A 15388-nucleotide genomic window follows, 5' to 3' on the forward strand; every position below is an offset into this window, starting at 1 on the left:
ACCCAGGCGGAGGTGCCAACCATGTCATTCAGGGACCAACTCAACGCGATCGACGGCGATGCCGGCGGGCGGCCCGTGGGGCCAACTGGGCCGGTCGTGGAGCTGACCACGTCGCCTTTCGCCTCGGACACCTACAAGCTGCTGAAGGAGCGCATGCACCTGAAGCTGCTGGACCGCTTCGACCTGGCGGCGCTCGAAACCCTGAAGCCCGACGCGCTGCGGCAGGAAATCTCGACGATGGTCGGGCGGCTGCTACAGGAAGAGCCCGAGGCGCTCAACGACATCGAGCGGCGCACGCTGATCCGCGACATCCAGCACGAGATGCTGGGCTTCGGGCCGATCGAGCTGTTGATGGCCGACCCGACCGTGTCGGACATTCTGGTGAACTCGCCCACCAGCATCTACGTGGAGCGGCGGGGACGGCTGGAGCTGACCAACGTGAGCTTCACCGACGAGAAGCACCTGCTGCGCATCATCGACAAGATCGTCTCGCTGGTCGGGCGCCGCATCGACGAGTCCAGCCCCATGGTCGATGCGCGGCTGCCCGACGGCTCGCGGGTCAACGCAGTCATTGCGCCGGTGGCGCTCGACGGGCCGATGATGTCGATTCGTCGCTTCGCGAAGATCCCGCTGCGCATGAGCAACCTCGTGAACGATCTGAAGTCGCTCACGCCGCCGATGGCGCAGATGCTCGAAGGCCTGGCGCAGGCGAAGGTCAACATGCTGATCTCGGGCGGCACCGGGGCAGGGAAGACCACGCTGCTGAACATTCTCTCGGGCTTCATTCCGGAGACCGAACGCATCATCACCATCGAGGACGCCGCCGAACTCCAGCTGCAGCAGCCGCACGTCGCGCGCATGGAGACACGGCCGATGAACATCGAAGGCAAGGGCGAGATCACGCAGCGCGCGCTGGTGCGCAACGCGCTGCGCATGCGGCCCGACCGCATCGTGATCGGCGAGGTGCGCGGCGCCGAGGCGGTCGACATGCTGCAAGCCATGAACACCGGCCACGAAGGCTCGCTCACCACCATCCACGCCAACACGCCGCGCGATGCACTGGCGCGGCTCGAAAACATGATCGGCATGGCGAACCTGAACCTGCCGCACCGCACCGTGCGCCAGCAGATCGCCTCGGCCATCACGGTGGTGGTGCAGGTGCTGCGGCTGGTCGACGGGCGGCGCAAGGTCACGAGCATCCAGGAGATCACCGGCATGGAGGGCGAGATCGTCACCATGCAGGAGATCTTCACCTTTCACCAGACGGGCATGGGGCCCGACGGCCAGGTCCGCGGCCATTTCCACGCGACCGGCGTGCGGCCGAAGTTCATGGAGCGGCTGCACGCGTTCGGCGTGGAGTTGCCCGACCACATCTTCGATCCCGAAAAGCACTACGAATAGGAGTTCGCCATGTTCGACAACCTGGGTGGTGACACGTTGATCACGGTCACGGTGCTGGTCTTTGTGACCGCGCTGCTCATGATCGAGGGGTTCTACCTGCTGTGGCGGTCCTACAAGGGGCCCGACGCGCGCAAGATCGAGAAGCGGCTGCAGGCGATGTCCGCCGCGGTCGACCGCACGCCGCAGGCCCATCTCGCCAAGGAACGCATGCTCAGCAAGATGCCCTGGCTGCAGCGCCAGTTGCTGGCGCTGCCGCGGGCGCACCGGCTGGACCGCTTCATCCTGCAGGCGGGGCTGGAGTGGACGGTGTCCAGCTTCCTGCTGGCCTGCGGTGTGCTCGGCGTGTTCGCGTTCTGCGCCGTGTGGCTGGCGCGCCAGCCGGTGGTGCTGGCGCTCGTGGCCGGGGCTGTGGCGGCAGCGCTTCCTGTCCTGTACCTGCAGCATAAGCGCAGCCATCGGCTGGAGCGTCTCGAAAAGCAGCTGCCGGACGCGCTGGACCTCGTGACGCGCGCCTTGCGCGCGGGCCACTCCTTTGCCAGCGGCATACAGATGATCGGCGAGGAAATGCCCGACCCGATCGCGACCGAATTCCGCCTGGTGGCCGACGAGGTGAACTTCGGCGTTTCGCTGCAACAAGCGCTGACCAACCTCAGCGAGCGCGTGCCGCTCACCGATCTGCGCTACTTCGTGGTGTCGGTGCTGATCCAGCGCGATTCGGGCGGCAACCTGACCGAGGTGCTGGGCAACCTGAGTCGGCTGATTCGCGCGCGCTTCAAGCTGCTCGCGCGGGTGCGGGTGCTGTCGTCCGAAGGGCGGCTGTCGGCCTGGATCCTGGGCATCTTGCCGTTCGCCCTGGCGGCGCTCATGAACATCTTCAATCCTGAATTCATGTCGCCGCTGTGGACCGACCCGATCGGCCAGTCGGTGATGCGCTACATGCTGGTGCTGATGCTCGTGGGCATCGTGCTCCTGCGCAAGATCGTGAAGATTCGCGTCTGAAGGAGAAGCGTCATGGCCCTGCTGTTCCCCATCCTGGTTTTTCTGTCCGTGTCGCTGGCGGTCATCGGCCTGGCGGTGTGGTTGTCCCCGACGCGCGCGGCGCAGCGCCTCCAGGCGGTGGTGCTGCCGGCCGGCAAGGCGAGCTGGACCGAAACGGCCGTCAAGCTCGTCGGTCCGTTCGCGCAGCTGTCGTCGCCGACCGGCGATGCCGACCTGTCGCCGCTGCGCGTGCGTTTCCTGAACGCCGGCATCCGCCACCCGGATGCATACCTTGTCTACTTCGGCCTGAAGACGCTGCTACCACTGGGCTTCGCGGCTCTCGCGTTCGTTGTGTTGCGCGCGGCGGGGGCGGAGGGCGGCGTTGACATGCTGCTTTGGCTCGCGCTGGCCGCGCTGGTCGGCTGCTACCTGCCCAACCTGGTGCTGCGCCTGCGCATCCGCGCGCGCCGCCGCGAGATCTTCGAGAATTTCCCCGACGCGGCCGACCTCATGCTGGTGTGCGTGGAGGCGGGGCTCGGGCTGGACGCCGGGCTGGTCAAGGTCACCGACGAAATCCAGATCAAGAGCCAGGCGCTCGCGCAGGAGCTGCACTGGACCAACCTGGAAATGCGCGCGGGCGGCACGCGTGAGAAGTCGCTGCGCAATCTGGCGCTGCGCACGGGCGTGGAAGAAATCGGCACCTTCGCGACCATGCTGTCCCAGGCGGACCGCTTCGGCACCAGCATCGGGGAGTCGCTGCGCGTGTTCTCGGACGACCTGCGCCACAAGCGCCAGGTGCGTGCCGAGGAACTGGCTGCGAAGGTGCCGACCAAGATGCTGCTGCCGCTGGTGCTATGCATCTTCCCGTGCATCTCGCTCGTGATCCTCACGCCGGCGGCGATCCGCGTGATCCGGATGATCGGGCCGATGTTGAGCGGGCAGCTGTGAGGGGCGCGACCGGCGCGCAGCGGTTCAGTGCGCCTGCGTGTCGAGCTGATGCTTGACCGCGTAGATGTACAGCTCGAGCCGGTTCGTGAGGCCCAGCTTCTGGTAGATCGCGCAGAGGTGGTTGCGCAGCGTGTGTTCGGTGACGAAGGCGCGCTCGGCGAGCGCCTTGTTGGAGGCGCCGCAGCCCGTAGCGACGATGCGGATGATCTCGCGTTCCTTGTGCGTCAGCGTGGCCTGCCGGGCCGTGTCGGGGTCGGCCTTCGGCGGCTTCTTCGCCGACGTGAGTTCGGAGAAGACGCGGCCCATGGCCTGCGCGTCGACGCAGAGCTCGCCGCGGAACACGCGCTCGATGGCGTCCAGCAGCTGCTGCGCCGAGGCGTCCTTGCCCACCACGCCGCGCGCGCCGCGCAGCACGGCCAGGTCGAGCGTGCGCTGCTCTTTCTCCGCCGTCAGCACCATCACGCGCGACCTCTCATTGGCCAGCAGCCGCGGCAGGATGTCCAGCGCGCTGTGGCCGTCCAGGTCGAGGTCGAGCACGATGACATCGGGTGCGAGGCTTTGCGCCGTCGCCACCGCTTCGTCGCAGCAGCTGGCCGTGCCGACCACCTTCATGCGCGGCTGTTCGCCGTCGATCAGCTTCGACAGGCCCCACAGCATGGTCTTGTGGTCGTCCACGAGCAGGACGGCAATAGGGTGGTCAAGGTGGTCGAGGGTTTGCATGACGGATTTCTCCAGTGTCTGCGGCGCGGTCAGATCGGGATTTCGATCCGCACCGCCGTGCCGCCATTCGCGCATCGGTCGACATGCGCCTGGCCGCCCAGGGCCGTGGCGCGCTCGGTGAGGGAGCGGGGGTGGAAAGTGGTGAAGCTTTCCTGGCAGGCGTCGTTCTCGATGCACAACGCCAGCTGGCCGTTCTTGCAGTCGATGCGCACGCTGCCGTGGCGCGCATGGGTGTGCTTGCAGATGTTGTTCAGGCCTTCGCTCACCATCTGCAGCAGCTCCGCGGTCACGCGGTCGTCCAGGTGCAGCGGGGCGTCGATGGCCATCACGATGTCGATGTCGATGCCGTACAGGCCCTTGATCCGCGCGGCCTGGCGTTCGAGGTGGGGCCGCACGAGCCCGCCGGCATCGTCGGCGCCGTGCCTGACTTCGCCGGCATAGCGGCGCAGGTCGGCGATCACGCCGTCGGCCACGTCCGAGAGTTTGTCGAGGTCTTCGCGCAGCGGGTTGTCGGCGCCGGCCCGCTTGCGCAGCGCGCACAGGCCCATGCGCAGGCCGATGTAGGGCTGGATGGCCGTGTCGTGCAGGTCGAGCGCGATCTTCAGGCGCTCCGTCGACGCGGCTTCCGAGGCCATGCGGTCGAGCACCTCGATGGTCTCGATGACCGGGAAGATCTGCGCCATGAGGTGGGCGAGGAACAGCGCGTCGGACTTGCCGAGCCGCCCGTCGCGCGACGAGATGAACACCCGGCCTTCGCCCAGGCGCATCGGCAGCGGCGCGCTGATGAAGGCGCGGGCCTCCAGCAGGGCGGCGATGGTGCTGCAGCGCTGCGCGCCTTCTTGGTCGGCGGTGCGCCAGGCGGTCGCGCCCGCTTCGAACACATGGTTCTGCGCGCGCAGGTGGTTCAGCGGCCAGGGCAGGCGGTGGCTCCGCACGATGCTGTCGGGCGCCAGGGCCATGAGCGGTGATGCCGTGAGGCGGCCGATGGTCTCGATGCTCACCTGCTCGCAGTCGTCGTCCTCGTGCAGCGTGCGCAGCAGCCAGGTGCCGGTGGCGCGGTCGCGCGTGAGCAGGATGCAATGGCTGGCCTTGAAGAAGGCCAGCGTGCGTTCCATCGTGCGGGCGATGGTGCGCCCGGCGCCGAAGCGCGGGTTCGACAGCTGGCTCACGTCGCCCAAGAGCGCGAGGCGCCGTTGCAACGCGAGCTTGGAGCCGCCCCAGTACACGATCATGTGCCCGAGCGCGAGCAGGAAGGCGGTGCGCATGAGCAACTGCGGCGTGTCGTCGGTGCCCGCGGCCAGCCCGCAGGCAATGAACGAGGCGACCGCCGCGATCGTCACGCGGGCGCCTTCCTCGAAGCCCCAGCGGAACGAAGAGGTGAGGATCGCGAAGAAGTAGAAAAGGAAAAACAGGCTGCGGGTGCCGTCGGTCACCGCGAGGATCAGCGTGAACCACAGCACGTCGGACCAGTGGATCGCCTTGCCCTGGAAGTGAGGCTGTCCCACCGCCGTGCAGACGTGGATCAGCAGGCTGTGAAGGATGTAGCCGAAGAAGGCCAGCCAGACCGCGGGGGGAACCTGCTGCCGGCTATCGGCGGCGTCGACCGTGATCGCCAGCAGGGCCGAGATCGACAGCACGAGCCGCATGCGTCCCACCATGAGCGCATCCGCCGCCAGGCTGGCGTCGATGCGGGGGACGGAGCCGTGGACTCGCATGGGGACGCATCCGGTGCATGGACCATGTCAGGCACCGCGAGACATCGCGGTACAGGCGGGAGCGCTCGGCAGTGACAGCTCGGAATACATTTTTCTTACCAAAGACCACAACGTGTGACGAGTTCACATTACTACTTTGGTGTTCAGAAGCAATTGAAATCGCATTCTGTTAACGTTTGGTAACTATATTTGCATTGAATTGCATACGGATAGATAGGCTCCCTGGAAGGGCGGCGAATGGGCATGGGGCAGGTTCGGGAGCTTCTGGAGAGGGTGAGGTACCTCACCGAGGCGTCTGACTGCCTGTGCGAAGGCGCGGACCCTGGGTAGCCCGGCCACACGCTGAAGCCAGGGGGCCGGCGGACTCAGGGCCGCAAAAGCAGCATCCCGTATACCGCCGGAGCCTCAGGTGCATGGGGCCGTGGATCGGCGGCGAGGCGCACTGCCCGCGGCAGGAATGGCAGGCAAGCAACCGGCGGGCGCCTTCAGCCGCCGCGTGCGCGCACCTGGGCCGCGTGCTGAAGGCGGGCGTTGTCTACCTTCTGCTTGGACAGGAGCCGGGGCTTGTTGCAACGGGAGCAGCGGTACAGGCGCAGCCAGGGCAGCAGGCGCATCCACGCGGTGCGCGGCTGGCGATCCATGTCTGCGAGATGGCAGGGGCAGGCGGAAACCGAATGCGATGACGACATGTGTCCAACGACCAGGCTGTCCAGACCCCACCCTCACCGAGCTCTGCGGCTCTTCGGCTTTCTGGGAAATGAAAGTATTCATTCTTGCGACAAATGCAAACAAGCACACTCACCCGTTCTGGGTATTCGGTGGGTGCCGGCGGGGTCTGAGCGACAGGCGCAGTTCGGATTCGCGGTTGGCAATTTCGGCACTGAGGCTTGGCTGCGCTTGCCCGAGCCATCCGGCCACCGCGCGGAAGGAGCCCCGGTCGACCATCGAGACGAAGACGCGCAGTGGCTCGAGCGGGAGGGCCGCCAGCCTGATCGATTTCGTGATCAATTTGGTCTAAACGTTGTCAATTGCCCGGATCGATCGCGTGCGAGAGCATTGGGCTTCTTCTCCATCTCTTTTCTATTTGCTGGCGTCCGGTCGATGCAGTCGGCGCGCCACTGGCGGTGGGCCCAATAGCGATGGCTGAGTGATCGCCATCGGCCAGAACACCCCACACCCAGGGGGCGGCGATGGCCGCGCAGGCGCAGCCCGACCACCCGTGACGGCTCCTTGCTTTTCTTTTCCCTCTTCTTTCTCCTTTGCCATTCCCATGACCCATCCCGCGCTGACCCTGATCGAACAACGTGCCTCGGCCAACCGCTTCGACCCTGCCCACGTGTTGCAAGACAGCGAGATCGAATCGCTGATCCGCTTCGCCACGCGGGCGCCCACGGCCTACAACCTGCAGAACTGGCGCTTCATTGCCGCGCACACACCGCAGGCGAAGGCTCGGCTGCGGCAAGCGGCACACGACCAACCCAAGGTGACCGAGGCGGCCGTCACCTTCATCGTCTGTGGTCTGTTGCCCAACCTCGACGTGCTGCCGGAGCGGCTGCGCCCGTTCATTGAGGCCGGCTTCATGTCATCCGACACGGCGGCCGGCTGGCGCGAAGGCGCGCGCCTGCAATACACCAACGACCCGCGGACGGCGCGCGACGAGGCTGTGCGCAGCGCCACCTTCGGTGCCGCCACGCTCATCCATGCGGCCGAGGCGCAGGGGTTGGTGTCGGGGCCGATGGTTGGTTTCGACCCCGAAGGCGTGGCCCGCGAGTTCGGCCTGCAAGCGCACGAGGTGCCCGTCGTGCTGGTGGCCGTGGGCCGCGCCGCGTCCGGCAACTGGCCGCAGAAGCCGCGCCGTCCGCTGGCTGAGGTGCTCGAGATCGTGTGAGGGCGCGGACCACAGACCTGTGGCTGATGGTGATCCGGCCGGCGCTGGTCGCGGGGCTCGCGATGAGATCGCGGTCACTCTTTTCACGGGCGGCCAACTTCGTGAGATGACCGCCCGCAGAAAATCCCATCACCCCTCAAGTGCCGCCTCAACAAGAGAGCCCGCATTGAGGGCGATCTATTCAAGATGGAGAGCGATGGCTAAGCCTTGCGGTGAAGCTACCAATCCGCTGCCAACAAGCTGAACGCTTCCTCTTAGATTCGCGAGCGCATGCGCCAGGAGCATCTGCGAATGGCACAGGCTGTGCGTGGCAGAAATTTGTTAGGAAATTGGAGTTGTGGAGCGCGCCCGCATTTGCGCCGATCGCTCTCGCGAACATCGAGGTCGCATGCAGTTTTGGCACCGAAACGCCTCGTTACTTCGTCATTTTGGACAGCAGAAAAATTGAACTTTCGGCTCATATTATTTTGCTTTTCGGTGAATCGTTCGCTGTTTTGTCTTACGCCTTAAGTAGGTTGTATTTGAAATAAAAAACAACTTGGCGTCTGATTGGGAAACCAATGGCTTACTCGCCGTTTCTCTACAAAAAACTCCTCTGGCACGCATGAGAAAATAGCGATCAAATAGAAAGAAAATTCGGTTTCACATGATCAGGTTGGGAGCGCGCCTGATGTATTGAGCTGCAATTGGGCAAGGCGCGTGACTGCGCGAATTTCTTGAAAAACAAGAATCAGAAGGGGGAGTCCTCGTGAACCACATCGTGGCGAGATTGTTCTTGCACGGGCGCATCCGATGAGCCACCCGTCGAGCCGTCATCTCGTGGAACTTGTCGCGGGCCGTCAGCACGACCGGCTGTTGCGCCTGTCGTTCCCTCAGGGCGGTGAGCCTGCAGGTGGCGACCTCGTGGTCGACACCCTCTCCGCTTCAGAAGGCCTGTCGCGCGACTTCGATTTCACGGCCGGGCTCTTGAGCAGCAATGCCGATCTGGCACTCAAGGACCTGCAGGGCAAGATGCTTTGCGTCGAGCTGGTGCGCCCCGACGGAACCCTTCGCTATTTCACCGGCATCGTCTTCGAGTTCCGCCTCGTTCGCACGGACGGCAACCTGGCCTTCTATGAAGTCCGGCTCGGCCCGTGGTTGAAGTACCTGCGGCTGCGCGCGAACAATCGCCTGTTCCATCGCCAGACGCTGCGCGCGCAGACTGAAGCCATCTTCAACGACTACGGCGTGCTGCCCCGATGGGAGTGGCTCGTCCGCGGCGAAGACGCACCTCACACGATGGCCGTGCAGGGCGGCGGGGCCGGCGGGGAGACCGACCACAACTACCTGCACCGGCGCTGGGAGGCGGCGGGCTACAGCTATTGGTACGAGCATTCGGCCGAGGGTCACACCCTCCATGTGTGCGACGACAGCACGCTGGCCAAGGCCGTGGATGGTTCATCCCCGGAGATCCGGTTCCAGGAAGAAGGTGGTGCGCAAGAAGAAGATGGCATCGGCCAGTGGAGCGCGGTGCGCGAACTCGTCTCGGCGCAAGCGGCCGTCAGCGCCTTCGACTTCAAGAACGCGCGTCCCCAGCATGCCGCGATGCCCAGCAGCAACCGGCAAGGCGGCGTGCCCCCGTTGGAGGTGCACGAGTACGGCGGCGCGCGTCACTTCACGAGCTCGCTCGAAGGCGAAGGCGTGGCACGTCGGCGCATCGGAGAGATCGAGGCAAAGGCCAAGCGCTTCGAGGCTCAGGGCAACAGCCGCTTCGTGCTGCCCGGGCGATGGTTCCGACTGGCCGACCATTTCGGGCGCACGCAGGGTGAAAGCGCCGACAGCGAATTCCTCGTTCTCTCGGTGGCGCACCGCGCGAGCAACAATTATCTGCAGGAGCCCGCCACCGCGGAAGGCAAACCCAAGGGTTCGCGGGCCGAGTACAGCAACAGTTTCGTCTGCGGCCGCCGCTTCGTTGCATGGATGCCGGGTCGCGGCTTTCACAGCGTCGAGCAGCGCGTGATGGCGCCGCAGACCGCGACTGTGGTGGGGCCTGCTGGCGAAGGCAGCTTGCACACCGACGAGTACGGCCGAATCAGAATCCAGTACCACTGGGATCGCGAAGGCCAGAACGACAAACGCAGCTCCGCCTGGGTGCGTGTGATGAGCCCATGGGCCGGCGGCGAGACCGGTGCGGTCTCCACGCCCCGCGTCGGCTCGGAAGTCATCGTGCAATGCCTGGACGGCAACCCCGACCACCCGATCGTCATGGGGGTGGTCTACAACGCGCAGCGCATGCCGCCGTGGAAGCTGCCCGAGCAAAAGGCCCTGACCGGGCTCAGAAGCCGCGAACTCGCGGGCGCCAGCGGCAACGAGGCCGGTGGCAAGAGCAACCACCTGCTGCTGGACGACACCGAAGGCAAGATCCAGGCACAGCTCAAGAGCGACCACGACAGCAGCTCCCTGAGCCTGGGGCACATCACCCGCATCGAAGACAACGCCGGACGCAAGGACGCCCGGGGCCAAGGCTTCGAGCTGCGCACGGACGGCCATGGTGCGATCCGGGCGCAGGACGGACTCCTGATCAGCACCGAGGCGCGCGCCAATGCCCAGGCGCACATCACCGACATGGGCGAGACGGTGCAGCGCCTGACGCAGGGGCGGGAGTTGCACGAGGGCTTGAGTGAAGCGGCGCAGCAGGCCAAGGCGCATGAGACCGGCGACCAGGACGAAGTAACCAAGAGCCTGAAGGCGCAGAACGATGCGATCAAGGGCTCGGGCAGCGGCAACAAGGCCGAGGGCGAGTTCCCGGAACTCAGCGAGCCGCATGTCGTGCTGGCCAGCCCTTCGGGAATCGAGGCCACCACGGGAGGCTCGATTCACTTAGTGAGCACCGAGCACCACGCGATCACCAGCGGGGCGCACACGAGCATTGCGGCGGGCAAGAGTTTGCTGGTGAGTGCCAAGGAAGCGGTGCGCATCGCAGCCTTCGAGAAAGGCATGCGGCTCATCGCCGCCAATTCCGACATCGACATCCAGGCCTTGAAGGACAACATCAACATCCTGGCCAAACTGGACGTCAAGGCCGAAGCCAACAGGATCACGATCACTGCCAAGGAAGAAGTGATCATCAACGGCGGTACCAGCTACACCCATTGGGGCGGAACAGGCATCGCGAACGGCACCAAGGGCATCTGGCGCGAGCACGCGGCTTCCCATGTCACGACGGGCCCCAAAAGCCTGCCGGTGCCGGAGATTCGTTTACCTCAAGCCGTGTGCAAAGAGTGCATGGCAAAGGCGGCAGCGCGTGCTGCCGCGGTGGCACCCCGACAGTGACTGTGTCCGCGTACCCAATCCCACAAGCGACGCGGGTCGACGACGGCTTGCCGCCGCACGAGCCTGCGGCCTTCAACAAGGAAGTCACGCAGGCACTGGCGCATGACATGGGTGTGCTGCTGACCTGCAGTACGAGCATGCCGCGCTACGCATTGGTTGAGCTCGGCCAGTGCGAGATGACCGATCGCGAGGCCATCGCCCTCGGTGTTCAAACGCATGGGCTCGAGGTGGAGCGCCTGTTCGACGGCACGCCCGAATCCGAACTGGCCGACCAGGGGCCATGGCTGATCCAGTTTCCGGTACAGCCTTCGGGCGCTCTGCTGGAGACCCTGGCCCTGCATGCGGGCGTTCATCATGCGTTGAGCATGGTGGCCTCAACCCTCGCGTTGGACGATCTGGCGAACCACATGAGAAGCTGGATCGAAGGCTTGATTCCACCGGACCCAACGATCGACGGTGACGAATCCTGCGGTGCCGTGCTGCGCTGGTTTGACCCACGCATCGGCTTGGACATGCCCGGCTGCTGGCCTGCAGCGGATCGCCTGCAATTCATGCAGGCATTTCGTTGGTGGGCCGCCTGGGGCGCCGATTTTTCACCGCGCGTGATGCAGGGGCCCGGCCTTAACAGGGCGGCTCCGCGCGCCGAGCCGCTGCCGCTTGACCAGGCACTGCTGTTGGCACTCGACCAACTCAACACGGCGGAAACCATGCTCGCTTCCGTGCGCGAGAACGACATCGAGCCGGGCGAACTCGATCACATTGCGCCTGCGCTGCAACGCCGCCTGGCCCATCGGCTGCTTGACGAAGCGCAGCGTCTTGGCTTGGGCGAGTGGGCCGATCAATACATGTTGCTGGCCATGGGGTTGCGCCTGCACCCCGACATTGCCGAGGCACAGGCACTGCAACCCATCCTTGTCGCTGCGGCAACGGGCGAGCAAGGCCTCGGTGCCGCCATTGCGGACATCGACAACGCGGTGTGGCGAGACCTGGTCGAAGAGGCGCCACAGGTGCTGGCGCTGCATTCGCACGCACTGCTTGAACCCCTGCGCCAACGGCGTCTCGCTGCCGTGTCCGCACACCCCTTTCACATCCCGCGCACCGAGGTTCGCTGAATCATGGCCACCGTTCCCAACCTCGGAAGCAGCGCTGCCAACGCGCAATCCGCCAAGAACCGCATCCCGGGCGTTTGTGATTGCAGCGACCCAGTCGACAAATCAGCACTCATCCTTTATCCGAGTCTGGGAACGCCGTTGCTGCTCAAAGAAGGGCAGACCAAGTGCAGCATCTTCATCGTCGGCGAGTCGAGCTTGAAGGCGGCTTCGGGTGCGGGTGGTCTCATACCCGCGCCTGCGCCCAACCTGCATGTCTTCGTCGACCGTCATCTGAGGCTCTACTCCATCAAGGAGAAGGGGACCCAGACCGACACGACCACCGGCACGCTGTTTGGCGATGGCAATACCTGTGCAACGGCCCCGCAGCACATCAAGGCCTGGCGCGTCGGCCGCTTCGGAGCAGGGGTGCTCATCAAGGATCGCCATCGGCGGCCTTTTGCCACCATCGCACCGATGGCGGCCCAGGTCTACAAGGATCTGCAAGGCGGCGACATCTACGAGATAGAGATCGATCTGAAGGCCGCGCCGTTCCAGGGCATCAATTCGGGCAGCTTCATGAGCTTTGCCTGGATGGTCAAACTCAACGACGCCGGCAAGCAACTTCTGCCCAACGCCACGCACGCGGAGCCGCAGGACCTGATGATTGCAAAGTTCCTGCGCGAGCAATCCGCCAAGGACCCTTTCCACTTCGCGAACATCCAGGAGTTCGACCTTTCCAAGGGCGCCCGCACCACGGCCAACCAGTTGCCGCCGCAAAAAACCGGCTCGGGCGAACGCCTGCAGAGCTGGCACCCCGTGAAGTACATGCCCGCACGTCCTCTGAAGCTGGGCCACCTGTCCGACGTGCACGTGAATGTTCGCCATACCGCGATGGGAAAGAGCATGGCCCAGGTGCTCGAAGGCGATGTGGCCGGCGCGGAATGGAATGCGCCTGTCGGCACCAAGGTGTGCAACAGCTTCGATGCGCTGCGCGCCTTGTTCGAGAAGATGGCTTTGGGTGGCGACAAGATCGAGAAGGCCGACGTGGTGCTGCTCACCGGCGACCTGATCGATTTCAACCGCAACCTCAACCCGGCGCAGGTCGCTGCGGGAAAAGCGACGGGCAACAAGGCCATCGGCGAGCAATGGAAGAGCTTCAACCTGCTGGCGAACATCGATGACCCGGCCAACGGCAAGAGGCTGTACCCGCGCGGGCTGGACGACATGCTCGTGTTCAGCCTGGTCCGTGAGATGTACCGCAAGCACAGCCTGCCTGTCTTCATGACCAGCGGCAATCACGAGGCGTACCAGGTGCCCTATGGCATCAGTGCGCGGGTAGAGGCTGGAGACATGGCCAACTGGGCATTCAAGCTGGGCGTGCTGGAAACTGCGGCCGACCCCGCGAAACGCAGCGAGATTGCCAGGGCCGCGGTCACTGGAAGTGGCGGTGCCTTGCGTGATCGAGCGGGGACCGTCGTCGACAAGGTATCCGGCTGGTTCAAGTCGGCCACCGGCGTTTCTCCAAGCGAGGCGGCAGGTCGGGGCGTAGAGGGTGTCGAGCAGGTCGCCCGCGCTGCCGAGAACCGGCTGGGCGGCCTCAACGAAGGTCTCTCGAAGGCGCTCAAGACGGCACGCGGCACCCTGGATGGAAGCGAGCTTGCAGCGCACCGCAAGCAGATCGAAGCGGCCAGCGACTGGACCCGCGGCAAAGCCAATGAAGGGATGAGTCGCGACCACAACATGACCATCTACGAAGCCTGCCTGGCATATGGTCCAACCTACGGGCAGGCTCTGACCGGATTCAATTTTCACAGCGGCCAGTTCGATTGGTTCTACGCGCTGTTCACGCCGTTGGCCGATGTGGTGGTCGCCTATGGTGCCCAGAGCGACGATGAGAGCGCGGCAGGAACCCTTCAGGTCATTGCACCGATGGGTTGGGGGACCGACGAAAACTTCAAGAACCTGGGCGAACTGGCCGATCCCGCCAAATTGCCGCATATGGAAGACTTCGGTGGTGTTGACAGGCAAGGCGCGGGCATCTTGCCGCGCGCTACAGAGTCGTGGAGCACAGCGCAATTCGAGTTGCTTTCCCAGGCTCAAAAGTACAAGGCTGCCGGCAGCAAAGCAAGCCTTACGGTAGCCAGCCACTTCACGATCGTGAGCTTTGACGAACCACAGCCGTACAGCAACGTGAAGAAGAAGTTGGTCAAGGCGCGCTTGTGGCCGCACAACAGCGCTACCGGTCTGCCGGATGAGCCGGCGGGTTTCAACCACGTCAATGTGGGGACCTGCGAGCGAGGGCTTGCCCACTACTTTGAACACTACGTGCGCGCGGGGCGCCGCAGACCCAAGGGCGGTGCACAGGTCGACTGGCATTTGTCAGGCCATAGCCATCGCAGCGGCGTCTATCAGGTCGAGTGGCAAAGCGATGGGCCGGATACCAAGCCCTACATCCAGGTCGTATCGGCCACGGACCCGGGGATTCACGAGGTGCGGACCGTGCCCGCCGATACGCAGACGGCCCTGATCGTCAGCAGTTGCGGTGGTCCGATTGGCTATCAGAACCTGGATGGTGAACTCGGCGCATGGACAGGGCGGCCACCTGCGGGCACCTTGCTGGAGCCGGCCACGGGCAAGATCAGCCAGGTCAGCACGCGTCGCTGCCGCATCGAAGACGGCAAGGCGTACAACGAGAAGCCAAGGCTGTGCGTGGCGCTGGACTACCTGCATGTGATGAGTGGCCTGCCGGCGAAGGGCAACATCGACAAGCCGCTTGAGTTTGGCGACATTCCTCAGTTCGCGATGGGCAACACGCAGATCCCGCTTCGACTGAGTCGACAGATGAAAAAGCTCAACTGCATCGTGAGCTTGACGCTGTGGGTGTTTGAGGGCGGAAAGGATTCCGAGAAGAACGACGTTCGCAAATGGCATCGCGTAGACACAAAGCTGGACACGCTTGGCTCTCCCGGCAACGCGACGGTCAGCAACGAAGGAATGGCGGCACTCTCAAGAGCCTTTGCAACAGGTGTCGTGGGCAAGCAGGCCGATTCGGCATTCCGGCGCATCCAGGCGACCTTTTGTGAGGTGGGGCTGCGAAAGCCTGAACCGATGAAAGCAGACGAAGACTGGGCCCTGCACATGCAATGCACCGATCCATGGGTTTTTCCGATCGCTGTGGTGAGCACGAACGCAGGGAGAACGATGGCCGGTCTTGGCCGTGTCGGAGGAGAGAAGGGGGAGGTGCCGGATTGGTATTTTCTGGCCGAACACTTTCCCGCCGTGGGATATCTACCGCCGCTCGAGGCAATCAGACCCAAGTGATCTCCTACTCAATG

The 15388-nt window shown here is 64.5% G+C and carries 11 protein-coding genes; 7 read left to right on the forward strand and 4 right to left on the reverse strand.

Going from position 1 to position 15388, the window contains the following annotated elements; genetic code table 11:
• The first annotated feature begins 21 nt into the window (after nt 1-21).
• The 3 genes from GFK26_RS20045 to GFK26_RS20055 are packed head-to-tail and all read left to right on the forward strand — an operon-like array spanning nt 22 to nt 3327.
• Nucleotides 22-1401: a CpaF family protein gene (locus tag GFK26_RS20045; RefSeq protein ID WP_153283517.1), complete on the forward strand. Its 1380-nt coding sequence runs from the start codon at nt 22-24 to the stop codon at nt 1399-1401.
• 9 nt (nt 1402-1410) lie between these two features.
• Complete coding sequence (locus GFK26_RS20050; RefSeq protein ID WP_153283518.1) at nt 1411-2400, forward strand: type II secretion system F family protein; 990 nt, start codon at nt 1411-1413, stop codon at nt 2398-2400.
• Nucleotides 2401-2412: 12 nt separating this feature from the next.
• A complete protein-coding gene (locus GFK26_RS20055) occupies nt 2413-3327 on the forward strand; it encodes a type II secretion system F family protein (RefSeq protein WP_153283519.1) in 915 nt (304 codons plus the stop codon).
• Nucleotides 3328-3351: 24 nt separating this feature from the next.
• Here GFK26_RS20055 and GFK26_RS20060 read toward each other — a convergent pair whose 3' ends face one another.
• The 4 genes from GFK26_RS20060 to GFK26_RS20075 form a co-directional block, all read right to left on the reverse strand.
• Nucleotides 3352-4047 carry a response regulator gene (locus GFK26_RS20060; protein ID WP_153283520.1) on the reverse strand — a complete coding sequence of 232 codons (696 nt, stop codon included), beginning with the start codon at nt 4045-4047 and terminating at the stop codon, nt 3352-3354.
• 29 nt (nt 4048-4076) lie between these two features.
• Entirely contained in the window at nt 4077-5762 is a 1686-nt protein-coding gene (locus GFK26_RS20065; RefSeq protein ID WP_153283521.1) for a sensor histidine kinase, read from the reverse strand.
• Between the two features lie 485 nt (nt 5763-6247).
• Nucleotides 6248-6403, reverse strand: a complete 156-nt coding sequence (locus tag GFK26_RS20070) for a hypothetical protein (RefSeq protein WP_153283522.1) — start codon at nt 6401-6403, stop codon at nt 6248-6250.
• A gap of 157 nt (nt 6404-6560) precedes the next feature.
• Entirely contained in the window at nt 6561-6770 is a 210-nt protein-coding gene (locus tag GFK26_RS20075; RefSeq protein ID WP_153283523.1) for a LysR family transcriptional regulator, read from the reverse strand.
• 262 nt (nt 6771-7032) lie between these two features.
• Between GFK26_RS20075 and GFK26_RS20080 the strand changes: the two genes are divergently transcribed.
• The 4 genes from GFK26_RS20080 to GFK26_RS20095 all read left to right on the forward strand — a co-directional run bounded on the left by GFK26_RS20080 (nt 7033) and on the right by GFK26_RS20095 (nt 15374).
• Nucleotides 7033-7650, forward strand: a complete 618-nt coding sequence (locus GFK26_RS20080) for a nitroreductase family protein (protein WP_194273914.1) — start codon at nt 7033-7035, stop codon at nt 7648-7650.
• 792 nt (nt 7651-8442) lie between these two features.
• Nucleotides 8443-10962: a type VI secretion system Vgr family protein gene (locus GFK26_RS20085; RefSeq protein ID WP_153283524.1), complete on the forward strand. Its 2520-nt coding sequence runs from the start codon at nt 8443-8445 to the stop codon at nt 10960-10962.
• 2 nt (nt 10963-10964) lie between these two features.
• The gene (locus tag GFK26_RS20090; protein WP_153283525.1) at nt 10965-12074 is read left to right on the forward strand and encodes a DUF4123 domain-containing protein; all 1110 of its coding nucleotides are present in this window, start codon (nt 10965-10967) and stop codon (nt 12072-12074) included.
• A gap of 3 nt (nt 12075-12077) precedes the next feature.
• Nucleotides 12078-15374 (forward strand): metallophosphoesterase, encoded by a 3297-nt coding sequence (locus GFK26_RS20095; protein WP_153283526.1) that lies wholly within the window; start codon nt 12078-12080, stop codon nt 15372-15374.
• Nucleotides 15375-15388 lie beyond the last annotated feature (14 nt).

Origin of the sequence: Variovorax paradoxus (assembly GCF_009498455.1) — a bacterium.
GTDB classification, from domain to species: domain Bacteria; phylum Pseudomonadota; class Gammaproteobacteria; order Burkholderiales; family Burkholderiaceae_C; genus Variovorax; species Variovorax paradoxus_H.